Here is a 17,577-nt window from a genome sequence, read left to right as displayed (position 1 = left end):
ATCGCCCCCCATGCGCATGCGCAAGAAGCACGAGCTGCCGCAGAAAACCTGCCTGCACTGCGGCCTGCCCTTCACCTGGCGCAAGAAGTGGGAGAAGGTGTGGGACGAGGTCAAATACTGCTCCGACCGCTGCCGCAACGAGCGCAAGGCCACCGGAAACATGCGAACCGGTGGCACGCCATGACCGCCCCCCGCACCGTGCTCTTCTGGTTCCGCAGCGACCTGCGCCTGCACGACCAGGGGGCGCTGGCCGCCGCCCTGGGCAGCGGCGCCACCCACCTGGTGCCCGTGCACTGCCTGCCCCCGGCCGACGAGGCCACGCCCTGGGGCTTTGCCCGCCGGGGCCTGCACCGCCGTGCCTTCGAGGGCGCTGCGCTGCGCGACCTGGCGGCCGGCATGGCCCGGCTCTCCAACCCCTTGCTGCAGTGCCAGGGCCAGCCCGCCGCCGTGCTGCCCGCGCTGGCCCGCGCCGTGGGCGCCACCAACGTGGTGTGTGAAGCGATTGCCGCCCCGCAAGAGCAGGCCGAGGTGGCCGCCCTGCGCGCAGCCGGCCTGCAGGTGCAGACCGTGTGGCACAGCAGCCTGCTGCAGCCGTGCGATCTGCCCTGGCCCGTGGGTGACCTGCCTGGCGTGTTCACCACCTTTCGGCAGGCGGTGGAGCAGGCCGGCATCCAGCCACCGCAGCCGCTGCCGGCGCCTGCGGCCCTGCTGCCGCCGCCCGCAGCGCTGACCGATGCGGTGTGGCAAGAGGTCGTGCACACGGCCGGTGCCGTGGGTGCGGCGCAAGGGCTGGGCGGGCATGGTGACGAGGTAGGCGAGGGCGCCGGCTGCGATGTGCGCTCCTCCTTCCCCTACGGCACCCCCGCCTGCGATGGGGGTGAAACCGCCGCACTGGCCCATGTGCAGCAGTACCTGGCCAGCGGGCAAGCCCACACCTACAAGGCCACCCGCAACGGGCTCACGGGCTTGGGCTACTCCAGCAAGTTCTCGCCCTGGCTGGCCACGGGCGCGCTCTCTGCACGGCATGCCATGGCCGCGCTGCGCCGGTTCGAAAGCGAGCACGGCGCCAACGAGGGCACCTACTGGCTCTGGTTCGAGCTGCTGTGGCGCGACTATTTTCGGCTGCTGCACCTGCAGCACGGGCGCACCCTGTACCGTGCGCGCGGCCTCTCGGCCCAGCCGCTGGCGCCCCACAACGCAGCCGGGTTCGCGCGCTGGTGCGCTGGCGATACGGGCCAGCCGCTGGTGGACGCCGCCCTGCGCGAGCTGGCCGCTACAGGTTATTTGAGCAATCGCCTGCGCCAGGTGGCAGCCAGCTACCTCATCCACGACCTGCAGGGCGACTGGCGCGCGGGCGCTGCCTGGTTCGAATCGCAACTGGTGGACTACGACCCCTGCAGCAACCAGGGCAACTGGCTCTACATCGCCGGGCGCGGCACCGACCCGCGCGGTGGCCGCCGCTTCAACCCCGCCAAGCAGACGCAAGAGCACGACGCCGACGGCAGCTACCGCCGCCTGTGGGGCACGGCATGAGCGGCAGCGACCGCGAGCCTGCACCCGCCCACACCCTGCGCCTGGTGCTGGGCGACCAGCTCAACCCGCAGCACAGCTGGTTTGCCACACCCGATGCCGGCGTGGTCTACGTGCTGATGGAGGTGCGGCAAGAGACCGACTACGTGCTGCACCATGCGCAAAAGATCCTCGCCATCTTTGCCGCCATGCGCGACCTGGCTCGGCACCTGCGCAGCGCCGGGCACCGCGTGCGCTACGTGGCCATCGACGACGCCAGCAACCGCCAGTCCCTGCCCGGCAACCTGGCCGCCCTCATGGCGCACTACGGCGCGCAGCGGCTGGAGTACCAGCACCCCGACGAATGGCGGCTCGACGTGCAGCTGCACCAGTGGTGCGCAGAGCAGCCCTTTGCCACGCAGGCCGTGGGCAGCGAGCATTTCTACACCAGCCGCAGCGAGGTGGCCGAGGTGTTTGCAGGCCGCAAGCAGTGGCTCATGGAGCACTTCTACCGCCGCATGCGCCACCAGCACGGCGTGCTGATCGACGAGGCCGGCGAGCCCGAGGGCGGCCAGTGGAACTACGACCACGACAACCGCAAGCCCTGGCCCGGCACCCCCGCCACCCCGCCCGATGCGCGGCCCGTGCATGACCACAGCGCCCTGTGGGCCACTATCGTGGCCGCTGGCGTGCAGAGCTTTGGCAACCCGCAGGCAGCGCAGCTGCGCTGGCCGCTAAACCGGGCCGAGGCCCTGGCCGGGCTCGACCACTTCATCGCCACCACCCTGCCGCACTTTGGCGAATACGAAGACGCCATGAGCACGCGCAGCCCGCACCTGTTCCACTCGCTGCTGTCGTTCGCCCTCAACACCAAGATGCTGCAGCCGCGCGAGGTGGTGCAGCGCGCCCAGGCCGCCTGGCAGGCCGGCACCGCGCCGCTGGCGGCGGTGGAAGGCTTCATCCGCCAGATCCTGGGCTGGCGCGAGTACGTGCGCGGCATCTACTGGGCCCACATGCCCGGCTACGACGAGCGCAACGCCCTGGGCCACACCACGCCGCTGCCGCAGTGGTTCTGGAGCGGCAACACCCGCATGCGCTGCCTGCAGCATGCCGTGGGGCAGTCGCTTGACGGTGCCTACGCCCACCACATCCAGCGCCTCATGGTCATCGGCAACTTTGCCCTGCTGGCCGGCCTGGACCCTGCCGCCGTGCACCGCTGGTACCTGGGCGTCTACATCGATGCCTTCGAGTGGGTCGAACTGCCCAACACCCTGGGCATGAGCCAGTTCGCCGACGGCGGCCTGCTGGCCACCAAGCCCTATGTCAGCAGCGCCGCCTACATCGACCGCATGGGCGACTATTGCAAAGGCTGCCACTACGACAAGAAGCTGAAGGTGGGCGAGCGCGCCTGCCCCTACAACGCCCTGTACTGGGACTTCTTTGCCCGCAACGAAGCCACGCTGGGCAGCAACTTCCGCCTGGGCATGGTGTACCGCCAACTGCAGAAAATGCAGGGCCCGCAGTTGGAGGCGCTGCGTGGGCATGCCAGCCAATTGCGCGCGGATCTGGACGCGCTGTAAGCGCGCAGCGTGTTGCGCCCACTCGCCACGGTCCATGACCTTGGACGTCATGGTGGCCGTGACGCATCGCGCCACAATCGGCGGCATGACCACTGCCCTTGAGACGCGCCCCGGCGTCCGCGACTCCTTCGGAATGCACCTGCGGCACTGGCGCGAGCACCGCCGCTTGAGCCAACTCGACCTGGCGCAAGAGGCCCAGATCTCGACGCGCCATCTGAGCTATGTGGAGACCGGCCGATCTGCGCCGAGCCGCGAGATGGTGCTGCGCCTGGTGGCGCGACTGGACGTGCCGCTGCGCGAACGAAATGCCTTGCTGGTGGCGGCAGGCTACGCGCCCATGTACCACCAGCGCGCGCTGGACGATCCGGCGCTTGTGGCCGCGCGAGGTGCGGTGGACCTTGTGCTCAAGGGGCACGAGCCCTATCCGGCGCTGGCGGTGGACCGGCACTGGAACCAGGTAGCGCACAACGCGCTGGCGCCGCTGCTGAGGACCGGCGCCGAACCGGCGCTGCTGCAGCATCCTCTGAACGTGCTGCGCTTGTCGCTGCACCCCGAGGGAATGGCCAGGCGCATCGTGAATCTGGCGCAATGGCGTGCCCATGTGCTTGAGCGCCTGGCCCAGCAGATCGCCGCCACGGGGGACCCGGTGCTCAAGGCGCTGCGTGACGAACTGGCAGCTTACCCGGTGGCCGACCCCGGGCCCCCCCCGACTGGCGAATTGTCCGGCGTGGTCGTGCCCTTGCAGTTGCGCACGGAGACCGGCGTGCTGAGCTTCATCAGCACGACAACCATCTTTGGCTCGCCCGTGGACGTGACGCTTCAGGAGCTGGCGATCGAGTCGTTCTTTCCCGCCGATGCAGCCACTGCGCAGGCCCTGATGGCGCTGGTGGGAGCGGTCTGAGGGCTGGAAACGCGACCCATGCCGTGCGCCCAGGCGCAACATGCAGTGGCAATCGACAGTCTGCCGTGGGGCGGACACGCAATGTTGGAAAACGGGTGTCGGACGGCAATACGGTGGCGCCATGGCGCCCCTGAGCCGCAGGCGCCGGCACGCTACGCTGCGCACACCTGCAGCACCAGCCCCCGCAGCCAGCGGTGCGCCGGGTCCGCATGCAGGCGCGGGTGCCACAGCAGTGATACGGTGATCTCGGGCACCGGCACGGGCAGGGGAAAGGTGTGCAGGCCGCCGCGCAGGCCGGCGGTGTGCCGCTCGGGCACGGTGGCGATCAAATCCGTGGCGCGGGCCAGCGCCAGCGCGGTGCCAAAGCCGCTCACGATGGTGGCGATGTCGCGCACCAGGCCCAGCGGGCCCAGCACCTGCTCGATGGGCCCTTGCTCCAGTCCGCGGCGTGACACGGCGATGTGCCGCCCGGCCACGTAGCGCTTCGTGGTCACCTTGCCCTTGCCCAGCGGGTGCCCCGCGCGCACCACGCCCACGAACCGGTCGCGCAGCAGCGCCTGCACCCGCACCTCGGGGCCCATGGCGGGGCCGAGCACGCCGGTCTCCAGGTCCACCTCGCCGTCGCGCAGCGGGGTGCTGTCCTTGTCGGGCTTTTGCACAAAGCGCAGGCGCACGCCCGGCGCCTCGGCGGCCACGCGGGCGATCAGCGCGGGGCCGAAGGTCTCGGCAAAGCCATCGCTGGTGCGCAGGGTGAAGGTGCGCGCGAGCTGCGCCAGGTCGGGCGCCTGGGCCGGGCGCAGCACGGCCTCGGTATCGTGCACCAACTGGCCCACGCGCTCGCGCAGCTCCAGCGCCCGGGGCGTGGGCACCAGGCCGCGCCCGGCGCGCACCAAGAGCGGATCACCCGTGGTCTCGCGCAGGCGCGCCAGCGCCCGGCTCATGGCCGAGGGGCTCAGGTGCAGGCGCCTGGCGGCGCGAGCCACATTGCCTTCGGTCAGCAGCACATCCAGGGTGACGAGCAGGTTCAGGTCAGGGCGGGGCATATGCCCGGCATTATGGGTTGGCATGGCGTTGTATGCACTGATTGAATGCAAATGCTGCGCCTTCCGCCATGGCCGGCAAATCCCTAACCTCGGTGCATTCCTCTGCTTTTGCCGCCGCACCATGATCCACACGACCTTTCCTGCGACCCCCGCTGCCGCGCCACCACGCGGCGTGCTGGCCAGCCTGTCGCTGGCGATGCTGCTGTCGTCGCTGGGCACCAGCATCGCCAACGTGGGCCTGCCCACGCTGGCGCAGGCGTTTGGCGCCAGCTTTCAGCAGGTGCAATGGGTGGTGCTGGCCTACCTGCTGACCATCACCACTGCGGTGGTCAGCGTGGGGCGCCTGGGCGACCTGCTGGGCCGCAGGCGGCTGCTGCTGGCGGGCATTGCAGTCTTCACTGCGGCTTCTGTACTGTGCGCGCTGGCGCCCACGCTGTGGCTGCTGATCGCCGCGCGCGCCGTGCAGGGCCTGGGTGCTGCCGTGATGATGGCGCTCACCATGGCCCTGGTGGCCGATGCCGTGCCCCCGGCGCGCACCGGCAGTGCCATGGGCCTGCTGGGCACGATGTCGGCCGTGGGCACTGCACTCGGGCCCACGCTGGGCGGGGGGCTGCTTGCCGCCTGGGGCTGGCCGGCGCTGTTCTTCGTCAACCTGCCGCTGGGCGCAGCCGCACTATGGCTGGCGCGCTGCCACCTGCCTGCGGACCGCGAGAGGGAGGGCGCCCAACGCCCGCGCTTCGACATCGCCGGCACCGCGCTGCTGGCCGCCACCCTGGCCGCCTATGCGCTGGCCATGACGCTGGGGCGCGGCCAGTGGGGCACGCTGAACGCGGCGTTGCTGGCCGGTGCTGCGCTGGGCCTGGCGCTGTTCATTGGCGCGCAGCGCCGGGCAGAGCAACATGGCGCCGCCCCGCTGGTGCCCCTGGCGCTGTTCTTCAAGGGCCCGGCCCTGGGCGCCGGCTTTGCCATGGGCGCGCTGGTCACCACCGTGGTCATGGCCACGCTGGTGGTGGGGCCGTTCTACCTGTCGGGCGCGCTCGGCCTGGCTGCGCCACAGGTGGGGCTGGCCATGTCGTGCGGGCCGCTGGTCTCGGCCCTGGCAGGGGTGCCGGCCGGCCGGCTGGTGGACCGCATGGGCACGCAGCGCACCACGCTGGCCGGGCTCATCGCCATGGCCACGGGCTCGGCTGCGCTGGCGCTGCTGCCGGCAGGCTTTGGCGTGGCCGGCTATGTGCTGCCCCTGGCCGTTGTCACCGCCGGCTACGCGCTGTTCCAGGCCGCCAACAACACCGCCGTGATGGCCGCCACCGCCCTGCAGCCGCAGCAGCGCGGGGTGGTGTCGGGTCTGCTCAACCTGTCGCGCAACCTGGGGCTGGTCACCGGCGCATCGGCCATGGGTGCCGTGTTCGCATGGGGCGCGGGCGGGCAGGGCGTTGTCGCGGCGCAGCCCGGTGCGGTGGCGGCGGGCATGCAGGCCACCTTTGGCGTGGCGGCGGTGTTGGTGGTGGGGGCGCTGGGGATCGCGCTGGCGTGGGGCGGGCGTCGGCACCGCGCGGCTTCACGCTCGGCATAGAGCCCCCCGGGCGCTGGCTTGCAGTATGCTTTTGCGCATGACTGCCCTTGCTGCTGCTGTTGCTATTTCTGTTGCGCCCAGGCTTCGGTACTTCACCGTCGCGGCGGCCCTGCTGTGCGCTGCCGCCGCGCCGCTGCACGCCCAGCCATCGCCTGCCGCAACGCCCGAGGCATCGGCCTCCAGCCCTGCGGTGCATACCCAGGGCGAGCTCCGCTCGCTGTCGCAGGAGGACAGTGGGCGCAGCACCTTTGCGCACATCAAGATCGCACCGGGCTGGAAAATTCCTTTCACCACCATGCGCTACCGCGTGCGCGATGCCCGTCTGCTGGACGGCCTGAAGCCCGGCACGCGGGTGGAGTTCCGCGCCGAGCGGGTGGACGGGGAGAACGTTCTGCTCGCCATCCGCCCCCAGAACGCCCTGGCGCGATGACTGAGAGGCCGGGCGGCCGCTGGCGAAGGCTGTAAGTGCCTTCCCAAAAAAATGCATCCACAGCGCCGGAGGATGATGTACCTTTCGTCCACCACTCCCCGGTACACCCCACTCCATGGACCTCGCGCTTTCCCCGCCACCGGATGACGTCAGCATCCTCAACGCCCTGTCCGACCCCCGGCGTCTGGCCGCTGTGCAGCGCACCGGCCTGCTCGACAGCCCGCCCGAGGAGAACTTTGACCGCCTGACGCGCCTGGCAGCCCGGCTCACGGGGGCCCCGGTGGTCTTTCTCTCGCTGCTGGACCGCGACCGCGACTACCACAAGAGCCTGGTCAGCCCCGTCGCCGAGGCCCCTGGTGCCAGCCGCGACCGCAAGGGCCGCACCTTCTGCCACTATGTGGCCGTCACCAAGGTGCCCCTGGTGATCGAAGACGCCACCCTGCTGCCGGTGTTCCGCGACGTGCCCAGCGTCAAGGCCATGGGTGTGCGTGCCTATGCGGGCGTGCCGCTGCTCACGCCAGAGGGCGACACCCTGGGCACCTTCTGCGCCATCGACTTTGCGCCCCGGCGCTGGACCGAGCAAGACCTGGACGTGCTCACCGAGCTGGCCCACTCGGCCCTGCGCGAGATCCGCCTGCGCATGGCCCTGGAGCATGCCGACTCCGTCAACCAGCAGCTGATGGAGCAGATCCAGCGCGTCGACGAGCTGAACATGAGGCTCGAAGAACTCGCCACCACCGACCCCCTGACCGGCCTGCGCAACCGCCGCGCGTTCGACAGCCACATGGCGCAAGAGCTGGCTGTGGTGAAGCGCCGCGGCACGCCGCTGAGCCTGCTCATGCTCGACGTGGACCACTTCAAGCGCGTCAACGACACCCTGGGCCACGATGGCGGCGACCACGTGCTGCAGGCCATCGCCGGCCACATGAAGGCCTGCGCCCGCACCGTGGACGTGGTGGCCCGCGTGGGCGGCGAAGAGTTTGCCGTCATCCTGCCCAGCACCGGCCAGGCCGGCGCGCTGGAGGTGGGTGAGCGCATCCGCAAGATGGTCGAGAGCGGCCCCTGGCCCGAGATGCCCGTGACCATCAGCGTGGGCACCGCCACGCTGGTGGAGGGCGAAGACGCAGAGCGCATCTACGGCCGCGCCGATGCCGCGCTGTATGCGGCCAAGCAGGCGGGGCGCAACCGGGTGCAGCAGGCCTGATGGCGGGCGCACAGGGGTTGGGCAGCGTAGCCGCCAACGCAACCGCCGGGACGGGGCCAACGGTGGCAACTGCCCCCGGTGCCGACTTCCCCTTCTACAACGGCCAGCCCGTGGCGCTGGGTGCGCGCCAGTGGTGCTTCGTCCTGCTAGCCTTGGCGGCGGCCTATGGGGCGCTGTACATCCCCGCCATGGTGGCGTGGCGCGTTTCCGGTGGCTGGGCTGCCGTGGTCCCGGCCGTCGTGTTCCCGCTGTTGCCGCTGCTGGCGCTCAGGGCCGTGGCGGGGCCGCAGTGGCAGGTACTGTTCAGGCGCATGGGCTGGCGCGACCTGGGGCTGGCCGTGGGCCTGGTGTTCCTCAGCATCGGCGTGACGGTGGTGGTGGCGCTCATCGTCTCGCACTTCTTCGGGGCGGTGCCCAATCCGGTGATCCAGGCGCTGGCCGGCATGGGCACGAAGGAGAAGCTGGTCTTCATGGCCAGCACCGTTCCGCACCTCATCGGCGAAGAGATCCTCACCGTGCTGCCCTTCCTTGCGCTGCTCACCTGGCTGGCCGGCCCGCTGGGCTGGCCACGGCGCCGCGCCATCGTGGGCGCGTGGCTGGTGTCCTCCGTGCTGTTCGGCGCCCTGCACCTGCCGACCTATGGGTGGAACGTGGCGCAAAGCCTGGTGATCATCAGCACCTCGCGCGCGGTGCTGTGGCTGGCCTACCTGCGCACCAAGAACCTGTCGGTCGCGGCCCTGGCGCACATCCTCAACGACTGGTTGCTGCTGGGCTTTGTGCTGCTGCTCGGAGCCATGATCGGCTGAGCAGGGTCAGCACAGCGCCCTGCGCGATGGTCGCACCGCACGCGCCACGAGCAAGGCCGCAAGCCAGGGCGACGCGGCGCTGGTCGCGCCCACGGCGATGACGAGACCGGCCGGCCGCAGGCTGTGCGTGCTGACCAGCATGTACAGCACCGCCAGGGCGCTGGTACCGATGGCGGCGATGCGTGCGGTAGTCGCCTTGTTCATGGGCGCCACGGCGGCGCACAGCAGCACGGGCAGGGCGCCCGTGAGGGCCGCGCCAACGATGTCCTTGGCCAGGTAGACCACCAGGGGCCAACTGCATTTCTTGTCGCCACTGGCGCCGCCGTACCAGACCAGGTCCGGCGGGCAACGGGCCAGCGAGAAGTCGCCGAGCTTCAGCCACAGCCAGATGCCCAGGGCGATGGCGCCTGCGAAAACGAAGGGTTGGGCGGCGCGGCGCAGCGGGTGGGGTGCAAAGTTCATTGGGGGCTGGTACAAAGGGCGCACGGGCATGTGCCTGTCGAGTGTTGCCCACGGCGGTGAGGCCAGTGTGAAGTGTCGGCCCTCCGAAATGTTTTTTAATGCGCTTTCTACCGCCCCCTGCCCATACCCCCATGACCCCTGCGCAGACCCCCACAGCCACGCCTGGCGCCGCCGACTTTCCTTTCTACAACGGCCGGCCGGTCGCCCTGGGGGCGGGCCGCTGGTGCGTGCTGCTGCTGGGCGCCGCGCTGGGCTTTGCCGCGCTCTACCTGCCCATGCCAAAAGCATGGGGGGGCTGGGGCGCCATGGTGCCGGCCATCCTGTTCCCGCTGGTGCCCTTGCTGGTGCTGCGGGCGGTGGCCGGGCCGCACTGGCAGGTGCTGTTCAGGCGCGTGGGCTGGCGCGACGTGGGCCTGGCCCTGGGCGTGGCGTTGCTCAACATCGCGGTGACGGTGTTGGTGGCCCTGCTGGTCGACCGCCTGTTTGGCGAGGGCACATCCAACCCTGCATTCGGCGCGCTCGGGCACATGGACACGGGCGAGCGCGTGGCCTTTTTTGCGCGCACCATACCCCAGCTCGTCGGCGAGGAAATCATCACCGTGCTGCCCTTCCTGGCCGTGCTCGCCTTGTTGTCGGGCCCGCTGGGCCTGGGCCGGGGCCAGGCCATCGTGGGGGCCTGGCTGGTGTCTGCGCTGATCTTCGGCGCCCTGCACCTGCCCACCTACGGCTGGAACCTGGCGCAGTGCCTGCTGGTGATCGGCTCGGCGCGGCTGGTGCTGTCGCTGGCCTACCTGCGCACCAAGAACCTCACGGTGTCGGCCATGGCCCACATCGCCAATGACTGGCTGCTTTTTGCCGGGGGCATGGTGCTGGCCACCGGCTGAGCAACCCTTATAGCGCCTCGTCGTTCAGCCTTGCCTTACCATCCCACGCGACCTGTAGATTGCCTGCAGCGCAATGCATGCGCGTGCACCGGGCTGCAGAACACAATGACAAGGAAAAGATGCCATGGGCGCGTATGACTATGATTTGTTCGTGATCGGCGGGGGCTCCGGCGGCGTGCGGGCCGGCCGTGTGGCCGCCTCGCTCGGCAAGCGGGTGGCCGTGGCCGAGGAGTACCGCTTTGGCGGCACCTGCGTCATCCGCGGCTGTGTGCCCAAGAAGCTGTTCGTCTACGCCTCGCAGTTCCACGAGCACTTCGAGGATGCTGCGGGCTATGGCTGGCAGGTGGGCACGCCGACTTTCGACTGGAAGGCGCTCATCGCCGCCAAGGACAAGGAGATCGCCCGGCTCGAAGGCCTGTACCGCCGTGGCCTGGACACCAACGGCGCCGAGATCATCGACAGCCGCGCCGAGCTGGTCGACGCCCACACCGTGCGCATCGTGGCAACCGGCAAGACCGTTACCGCCGAGAGGATCATCATCGCCACCGGCGGCGCGCCCAACCCGCATGCCGCGCTGCCGGGGCACGAGCTGTGCATCTCGTCCAACGAGGCGTTCGACCTGCCCCAACTGCCGCGCTCCATCCTGATCGCCGGCGGCGGCTACATCGCCGTCGAGTTCGCCAACATCTTCCACGGCCTGGGCGTTCAGGTCACGCTGATCTACCGCGGCAAGGAAATCCTCTCGCGCTTTGACCACGACATGCGCCAGGGCCTGCACAAGGCCATGGTGGACAAGGGCATCCGCATCCTGCTCACCGATGTCATCGAGAACGTGGCCCAGGTGGAGGGCGCCGGCGGCGGCCTCATCGCCACCACGAAGAACGGCGAGACCATCGCCGTCGACACCATCATGCTGGCACTGGGCCGCGACCCCAACACCCGCGGCCTGGGGCTGGAGGCGGCCGGCGTGGCCATGGACGAACGCGGCGCCATCATCGTCGACGCGTACTCGCGCACCAATGTGCCCAGCATCTGGGCGCTGGGCGACGTGACCAACCGCGTGCAGCTCACCCCGGTGGCGATCCACGAGGCCATGTGCTTCATCGACACCGAATACCGGGGCAAGCCCACCACGCCCGACCACGACCTGATCGCCACCGCCGTGTTCTCGCAGCCCGAGATCGGCACCGTGGGCCTGTCGGAAGAAGATGCCGCCAAGCGGTACGCCGAGATCGAGGTCTACCGCGCCGAGTTCCGCCCGATGAAGGCCACGCTGTCGGGCCGCGCGGAAAAGACGATCATGAAGCTCGTCGTCGATGCCGCCAGCCGCAAGGTGCTGGGCGCCCACATCCTCGGCCACGACGCAGGCGAGATGGTGCAACTCTTGGGCATCTCGCTCAAGGCCGGCGTCACCAAGGACGATTTCGACCGCACCATGGCCGTACACCCCACGGCCTCGGAAGAGCTGGTGACCATGTACCAGCCGAGCTACCGTGTCAAAAACGGCGAGCGGGTTTGATGGCCAATGCAACTGCACTGGCCGCGCCACCCGGCACTGCCGCCGGCAGCGCGATCAGCGCCCCCTGACCGTGTCGAGATTGTCTGCGCACATCGAGCGCAACTGATCAGTCATGGCGATCGGCGTGGAATCTGCTGGTGCGGGCGAAGCCAGTGCCTTGCGGGCGGCTTCGATCTTCGCAATCTTTGACTCGTCGCGCGGCGCAGGGGCAGACTGCAGGTTGTCAAAATAGACCTGCTCGCCGCGCGCAATTTGAGCAGCATTTTGCTGCGACCAAGCCATGTGCAGCGGAGCGAAGCGCGCCATGTAGCCCGGATCGGCGCGCTCGCAGGTGCGCGCCAGCATCTGCGCACCAATGCTTTGCATGTAGATTGCAAACGCCCATCCGTCGGCCTTGTTCGGTGCAGCCTGAGCCTGCGGGCATGCAAGGAAGAGCAGTGCAAGGCACAGGACAGAACGCTTGCCTTGTTGGCAGGGGATGGTCATTGTGGGGTCTCCTCGCGCTGTGCGGCGTTTGGGTTGCTGGGGATGGTCTGCCAGCAGATACAGCGATTGCACATGATAAAGCCCTCTCAGCACCCACCGCCGCCGACCTAGCAACAACAGCGCCCGCTGGACCTCGACGCTGTCGAAGCCTTCGTCCGCATTGCCGAGTTGGGCCGCTTTACCCGCGCGGCAGACGCCATGCAGACCACCCAGGCCGCAATGAGCCTCAAACTCAAGCGCCTGGAAGACCGCCTCGGCTGCCGTCTCATCGAGCGCACGCCGCGCCATGTGGAGCTGTCGGCACGCGGCGCGGCGTTTCTGGCCCCCGCACGCGAACTGCTCGCCGTGCACCAGCGCACCCTGGCCAACTTTGCCGAGCAGCGCGACCGCGAGCGCATTGCCATCGGCATCAGCGACCATGTGGCGGGGCCCGATCTGCCCGCCCTCATCGCGCGCATGAACGCGCAGGACCCGGGCCTCGTGATCGAGATCCGCATCGGCTCATCGGGCGACCTGCTCCAGGCGTATGACCGGCGCGAACTCGACGTGGCGATCGTGCGCTTTCACGCCGACCACAACGACGGCGAGGTGCTGGCCGAAGAGCCCTTTGGGCGGTTCGCTGCGCCCACATGGCAGCACCGCGCGGGCGAGCCACTCCCCATCGTGACCCTGGCCGAACCCTGCGGCGTGCGGGTGATGGCCAGCCGGTTGCTCGACGAGGCCGGCGTTGCCTGGCGCGAGGCGTTTGTGGGGGGCGGGGTGGCGGCTGTGTCTGCGGCTGTCATCGCCGGCCTGGGCGTGGCGGCACTGGCGCCGCGCATGCTGCCGCTGGGGGCGGTGGATGTGGGGGCGCGGCTGGGGCTGCCGGCGTTGCCGCGGCTGCCGGTGGTGTTGCATTCGCGGGTGCGGGGTGGGCGGGGGAGGGAGGCTGTGGGGGTGTTGGGGTCGGTATTAATGGCGGTTTGAGAGATAGGTCTGACTTTTTATTTATTGTTGGGGGAAAGGCTGCATGGTGTCGAGTTGCGCATTGAAAATTATTGTTAAAATATAATATCATCGCTCAATATTGAAAAATCTCGAATTTCTGAAATTATTTCTTCTTTGAGAGCTTTTAGTTTTTCAAAATCAAGAAAATAACCTGCATTGTCGCCTGTTGCATTGTTGTAAATTGCTTGATTGACTGATGCAAAATATTTCATCTCATTTGCTGGGTTCTCAGGCCTGCTGTCAACGATGAAGTATGGTGGTAGTCCAAGGAAGGCGTTTGTTGAAACTTCACAATTGGGCAATTTTAAGGTGTATTTGTTGAAATCATTGCCTAAGCAAAATTTTGCCATTGTTGAAAGAAAAACTCCTCGGGCGGAAATGCTTGAAAAACAACCGGGAAAATTTGATACATAATATCCTCTGGAGCTTTTGAAGTTTTCAAAAGCATTTAATTTGGCTGATGCCTTTTCCATCGCTATAGGGGTGACTTTATCAGGATGTTTCCATGCTTTTACGTCTTCTTCGCTGTTGATTATAACGTGCATCATAGAAGAATTTAATGAACGCCTATGCCTTGCTAAAATTTCGGGAATTCCATCGTAAATCGGTTGTTCTTCATAAATGCGTAGTAACTCATTGACTAATAGTAGGGTGAGGATGTTTCGACCGCTGCGAGGATCAATGTCAATGAATAGACTAAAAAAATTTAAATATGAGGCTGCCTTAATGTTGTTAAACATTCCTGTCAGCGTTTGTTTGTGAAAATCTATGCCGCGAGAAGACACATAAAGTGCTGCGAAGTATTCTTGTAGTGATTTGTGCTGCCATCGTATATTTACGCCGTCGAGCGTGAAGAGAGGGACCGCGATAGTCAAATCTTCCAGCAAAAACTGAGGATTGAATTCAATAGGATGAACTAGGCCTTTACACGATTCGAGTAATATTAGCAGTTGATCTTTGGAGTATTCTATTTTTGACTGTTGGAAGGTTTTTACGCCCACTACTCGCATAACAAGCTCAAATAAATGAATGTCAAGTCCGGTTTTCTTTTTTCTATTCAACTCTCCTGACTCTTTGCTAAGGTCGTGGTTCTCGAAAAGTGCTTCAAATACTTGTCTGTAAAATACGTGTTTTCTTAGTGGAACATTTTTCTTGTACTCGTAGGCCTTATATAGCAATGAAACAAGTAATGGATTTTTTAAGAACTCTCGTATCGGCTCGCTGGCTTCATCCTTTAATTTTTCTATGAGGCCTTTGCTAATGGCTTCATTTTCACCATATTTTTCAATCAGGAGGTATGCTTCGTCGTGGCTGAGCGGTTGTATGTTGTATCTAAAAAAGTCGGTAAAAGCATTAACTCCTGGCATGTCTCTTGAGCTGATGATAAATTTGTTTTTATTTGCTCTCTGTTTGAATTCTATAATGGATGATGTGACTTCTGCTCGAACGTCCTCGGATATTTCATCATACCCGTCCAGGAAAAAAATGAAATTACCGGTTTCAATTAATTTTGACAGCAATCCTTCTTGTATTTCATCAAAATCAAATCGGAGTTGATCGAGTATTGCTCTAAAAATTGCGTTTTCACCCCCGTCGAGCTTTCGTAGTTCAAGAAAAACAGGAATGCCAGCGCCACTCTCTATTGCCTGGAGGAAGATAAATTTTAAAATCGTTGACTTCCCCATTCCGGCAGAGTCAACTACTAAAATGTCCTTTTTTTTATCCATCAGATGACTCGGATAGCGATTTATAAGGGTGTTGCTTTCAACGTCCCCCTTACTATTGTGCGATTCCAAGGTCAGTGGAAGATAGTAGTTGTATAACTTGAGTTGTCGATTGGGAAAAACAACGGATGAGAAAAACATATGCTTTTCATAGGCTTGTCTTACCGACGTTTTGAATGATTCGCCGAATTTTATTTTTATATCCTGACTCCAGTCTCTAAATTTGTCGGAGCATATTTCTATAATTTTAGGTGCAATGGCCTCTACGGCCGCAGGGGCTATGGCCGCAATTCCAGTAAAAAGAGGTTCCATTTTTCTCTTTGGTAGGTAGTTTGATGGGTTTGGTAGGTGCGCTAGGTGTTCTATCAAGCATGCCAAGAGGTGCTTATATCTTGCGGATGAAAAACTACCTAGCACTAAATTGCATTTCGATTAGAATCAATGAAAATTTTTAGCGCGATATCCGATAGCGCGTGGTCGCCATCATGCGGATGTGCTTCGACGCATTGACCGAAGGCGAGTGCAGTGTGCGCATGTCCATCAGGAACACATCGCCGGCTTTGCCAGACATCTCGGCCAGTGCCGTGCCCGACGCGGCCAGGGCCGGCGCAAGGTCTGTACCGCTGCTTTTCAGCGCGTTGCGCAGCGCGCCGTTGACCTGTGGCGCCAATCGATGCGAGCGCGCCAGCGCCAGGGTGGCGCCGCCCTGCGGTACCACATCATCGATCACGTAGAACGCCTGGATGCCCGGTACCTCATCAGGGTCGGGCTTGGGCGCCACGTCCACATGCCAGTTCAACTGGGCCAGCGACCATGTGCCCTGGCGCGGCAGTGAGAGCAGCAACTGTTCGCCCTGTGCGGTGACGGGTTGCGCGCCCGCCAGTGCGGCGACGGCGGCCTGCACCTCGGGCGTGCACAGGGCATCGTGCAGGTTAGGCACTTTCACTTGCGATGACAGGCGGGCGATCTGCTGGAAGGCGGGCAGGCGGTCGAGGGCGCTGCCCAGGCTTTTGCTGCCGCTCCAGATCCTGAGGCGCATGAGTTCGGCAAGGATGCTGTCCTTTACGGCCTTGAGCCGTGGCCTGGGGATGAAGTCAGGCAGGTGGAGCACGCCTTCGCTGCGGAAGGTGTTTTGCTGTGACTTGGTCAGCGGGGCGCTGTCTGAATTGTCAGGGGGCATGGCTTGGTCATCCGTCAATCCAGTGCGACCACCCACAACCGCGACGCACGCTCCGGATCATCCGCATCCGTAACCATCAACAGCCGCTTCTCGCCATCCAGCGCAATCCCTTCGACCTTGGGCGTCCCCTCCAGGGCAGCCATGCGCAGCAGCCCCCCATCCGCACCCACCCACCCGATGGCCGATGCCACGCATTCACCGTCCGCATAGCTGTCGTCCGTGTTCTCGGCCACGGCGCTGAAGATCCATCCGCCAGCACCGCCGGCCAGCGCCGCGCCATCGGTGAAGCCAAGGGGCACACCATCCACCATGCCCAGGTCGAACAAGGTGGTGCGCAGCGGTGCCGGTGGCGCTGCACGCGTGCCGGCCAGCCAGGCCAGCAATGGGGCCAGTGGGTAGCTGATGCAGGCATTGCGCGCATCGCCCTTGTTGCCGCGCTGCAGCAGGTGCAGGCAGTCATTCGCGATGAATGCGCCTTCGATGTTCAGGTCCGCAAACTCCGCGCGCAGGGGCGCGTAGAGCGCAGACAGGTCCAGCACCTGCGCAGCGCCATCGGGGCGCCCCGTGGCATCGAGCGCGATGACAACGCCCCGCTGCCGATTGGGCTTGGACCCGGACCCGAGCGCCAGCAGCGCGCCGCTCGGATGTGCGGGCGACGCGGGCAGCAGGGCCAGTGCTTCCAGGTCGGGCTTGTGCTTTTTGCGGGCCTTCGGCTCGGCTGGCAGGTCGCCTGGCAGGATGCGGTGCAACTGCACCAGTGGTGCCTGTGGCAAGTGCTGCAGCACGGCTGCGCCGGCAGGCAGCAGGCCCAGGTGGTGCTCATCGTCGGCCACCAGGTAGAGCCATGCGCCGGCCCGCACCAGCCCGCTGGCCGCGCTCAGGTGCGGCTGGCCGCGCGGGTGGGTGGCGGGGTCGAGCAGCAGGTCCTGCAGGTGCGTGGGCGTGAGGTGCATGGCGATGGGAGCATAGATGAAAGGCAAGTGCGCGGACGAAAAGAAGAGGGCGCGCCAAAGCCACTTCCATGCCGTCTGCCTGCCGCAAGTGGGCTAGGATTCAGCCTCTGAAATCAAAGGAGGAGGGTGCATGAAATTCCCAACCATGGCGTTCCTGGCAGTGGCGGCCGTGCTGGCCCTGCCGGCATGCAGTTCGACCGAGGTGGTGCGCGCGCCGGTCGAGGCAACCATCGGCCAGCAGCTGATCGACCTGAAGAGTGCCTTCAACAACGGCGCCCTGAGCCGCAGCGAGTACGACAGCCAGCGCCGCCGGCTGATCGACAGCGTGAAGTAAGT

The 17,577-nt window shown here is 65.4% G+C and carries 18 protein-coding genes; 12 read left to right on the top strand and 6 right to left on the bottom strand.

Annotated features, from left to right (window positions below; translation table 11 throughout):
- Positions 1 to 10 precede the first annotated feature (10 nt).
- From U5N23_RS16175 to U5N23_RS16160, 4 genes are all read left to right on the top strand, one after another.
- Positions 11 to 184, top strand: coding sequence for a DUF2256 domain-containing protein (locus U5N23_RS16175; protein WP_322593890.1), 174 nt, complete (start codon positions 11 to 13; stop codon positions 182 to 184).
- Complete coding sequence (locus U5N23_RS16170) at positions 181 to 1,533, top strand: DASH family cryptochrome (RefSeq protein WP_322593889.1); 1,353 nt, start codon at positions 181 to 183, stop codon at positions 1,531 to 1,533. Before U5N23_RS16175 ends, U5N23_RS16170 begins: the two co-directional genes overlap by 4 nt.
- On the top strand, positions 1,530 to 3,089 hold the full coding sequence (locus U5N23_RS16165; protein WP_322593800.1) for a cryptochrome/photolyase family protein: 1,560 nt from the start codon (positions 1,530 to 1,532) through the stop codon (positions 3,087 to 3,089). The genes U5N23_RS16170 and U5N23_RS16165 overlap by 4 nt, the downstream gene beginning before the upstream one ends.
- 85 nt (positions 3,090 to 3,174) lie before the next feature.
- Positions 3,175 to 3,990 (top strand): helix-turn-helix transcriptional regulator, encoded by an 816-nt coding sequence (locus U5N23_RS16160; protein ID WP_322593799.1) that lies wholly within the window; start codon positions 3,175 to 3,177, stop codon positions 3,988 to 3,990.
- Between the two features lie 152 nt (positions 3,991 to 4,142).
- Here U5N23_RS16160 and U5N23_RS16155 read toward each other — a convergent pair whose 3' ends face one another.
- Positions 4,143 to 5,033 carry a LysR family transcriptional regulator gene (locus tag U5N23_RS16155; protein ID WP_322593798.1) on the bottom strand — a complete coding sequence of 297 codons (891 nt, stop codon included), beginning with the start codon at positions 5,031 to 5,033 and terminating at the stop codon, positions 4,143 to 4,145.
- Positions 5,034 to 5,154: 121 nt separating this feature from the next.
- Here U5N23_RS16155 and U5N23_RS16150 point away from each other — a divergent pair, with 121 nt between their 5' ends.
- The 4 genes from U5N23_RS16150 (at position 5,155) to U5N23_RS16135 (ending at position 9,046) form a co-directional block, all read left to right on the top strand.
- Positions 5,155 to 6,606: an MFS transporter gene (locus tag U5N23_RS16150; RefSeq protein WP_322593797.1), complete on the top strand. Its 1,452-nt coding sequence runs from the start codon at positions 5,155 to 5,157 to the stop codon at positions 6,604 to 6,606.
- 37 nt (positions 6,607 to 6,643) lie between these two features.
- Positions 6,644 to 7,036 carry a copper-binding protein gene (locus U5N23_RS16145; protein WP_322593796.1) on the top strand — a complete coding sequence of 131 codons (393 nt, stop codon included), beginning with the start codon at positions 6,644 to 6,646 and terminating at the stop codon, positions 7,034 to 7,036.
- Between the two features lie 115 nt (positions 7,037 to 7,151).
- The gene (locus U5N23_RS16140) at positions 7,152 to 8,240 is read left to right on the top strand and encodes a sensor domain-containing diguanylate cyclase (RefSeq protein ID WP_322593795.1); all 1,089 of its coding nucleotides are present in this window, start codon (positions 7,152 to 7,154) and stop codon (positions 8,238 to 8,240) included.
- Between the two features lie 62 nt (positions 8,241 to 8,302).
- Positions 8,303 to 9,046, top strand: coding sequence for a CPBP family intramembrane glutamic endopeptidase (locus U5N23_RS16135; protein ID WP_322593794.1), 744 nt, complete (start codon positions 8,303 to 8,305; stop codon positions 9,044 to 9,046).
- A gap of 6 nt (positions 9,047 to 9,052) precedes the next feature.
- Here the strand turns inward: U5N23_RS16135 and U5N23_RS16130 are convergent, their stop codons facing one another.
- Positions 9,053 to 9,508: a hypothetical protein gene (locus tag U5N23_RS16130; RefSeq protein WP_322593793.1), complete on the bottom strand. Its 456-nt coding sequence runs from the start codon at positions 9,506 to 9,508 to the stop codon at positions 9,053 to 9,055.
- Between the two features lie 131 nt (positions 9,509 to 9,639).
- On the opposite strand from U5N23_RS16130, the gene U5N23_RS16125 reads away from it, so the two are divergent.
- Positions 9,640 to 10,392 (top strand): type II CAAX endopeptidase family protein, encoded by a 753-nt coding sequence (locus U5N23_RS16125; protein ID WP_322593792.1) that lies wholly within the window; start codon positions 9,640 to 9,642, stop codon positions 10,390 to 10,392.
- Positions 10,393 to 10,516: 124 nt separating this feature from the next.
- Positions 10,517 to 11,911: a glutathione-disulfide reductase gene (gene gor, locus U5N23_RS16120; RefSeq protein ID WP_322593791.1), complete on the top strand. Its 1,395-nt coding sequence runs from the start codon at positions 10,517 to 10,519 to the stop codon at positions 11,909 to 11,911.
- 54 nt (positions 11,912 to 11,965) lie between these two features.
- Here the strand turns inward: gor and U5N23_RS16115 are convergent, their stop codons facing one another.
- On the bottom strand, positions 11,966 to 12,397 hold the full coding sequence (locus U5N23_RS16115; RefSeq protein ID WP_322593790.1) for a hypothetical protein: 432 nt from the start codon (positions 12,395 to 12,397) through the stop codon (positions 11,966 to 11,968).
- A gap of 126 nt (positions 12,398 to 12,523) precedes the next feature.
- Here U5N23_RS16115 and U5N23_RS16110 point away from each other — a divergent pair, with 126 nt between their 5' ends.
- Positions 12,524 to 13,363 carry a LysR family transcriptional regulator gene (locus tag U5N23_RS16110; protein ID WP_322593888.1) on the top strand — a complete coding sequence of 280 codons (840 nt, stop codon included), beginning with the start codon at positions 12,524 to 12,526 and terminating at the stop codon, positions 13,361 to 13,363.
- Positions 13,364 to 13,437: 74 nt separating this feature from the next.
- Here the strand turns inward: U5N23_RS16110 and U5N23_RS16105 are convergent, their stop codons facing one another.
- The 3 genes from U5N23_RS16105 to U5N23_RS16095 all read right to left on the bottom strand — a co-directional run bounded on the left by U5N23_RS16105 (position 13,438) and on the right by U5N23_RS16095 (position 17,268).
- Positions 13,438 to 15,420 carry an NACHT domain-containing protein gene (locus U5N23_RS16105; protein ID WP_322593789.1) on the bottom strand — a complete coding sequence of 661 codons (1,983 nt, stop codon included), beginning with the start codon at positions 15,418 to 15,420 and terminating at the stop codon, positions 13,438 to 13,440.
- A 139-nt stretch (positions 15,421 to 15,559) separates the two neighbouring features.
- Entirely contained in the window at positions 15,560 to 16,288 is a 729-nt protein-coding gene (locus U5N23_RS16100; protein ID WP_322593788.1) for a phytanoyl-CoA dioxygenase family protein, read from the bottom strand.
- 14 nt (positions 16,289 to 16,302) lie between these two features.
- Positions 16,303 to 17,268, bottom strand: a complete 966-nt coding sequence (locus tag U5N23_RS16095; RefSeq protein ID WP_322593787.1) for a DUF6910 family protein — start codon at positions 17,266 to 17,268, stop codon at positions 16,303 to 16,305.
- Between the two features lie 103 nt (positions 17,269 to 17,371).
- Here U5N23_RS16095 and U5N23_RS16090 point away from each other — a divergent pair, with 103 nt between their 5' ends.
- Positions 17,372 to 17,575 (top strand): hypothetical protein, encoded by a 204-nt coding sequence (locus tag U5N23_RS16090; protein ID WP_322593786.1) that lies wholly within the window; start codon positions 17,372 to 17,374, stop codon positions 17,573 to 17,575.
- Positions 17,576 to 17,577 lie beyond the last annotated feature (2 nt).

This window comes from Acidovorax sp. (assembly GCF_034519795.1).
Lineage (GTDB): Bacteria > Pseudomonadota > Gammaproteobacteria > Burkholderiales > Burkholderiaceae_C > Acidovorax.
Note: the sequence above shows the minus strand (reverse complement) of the source record. Positions and strands in the feature narration are given on the sequence as shown.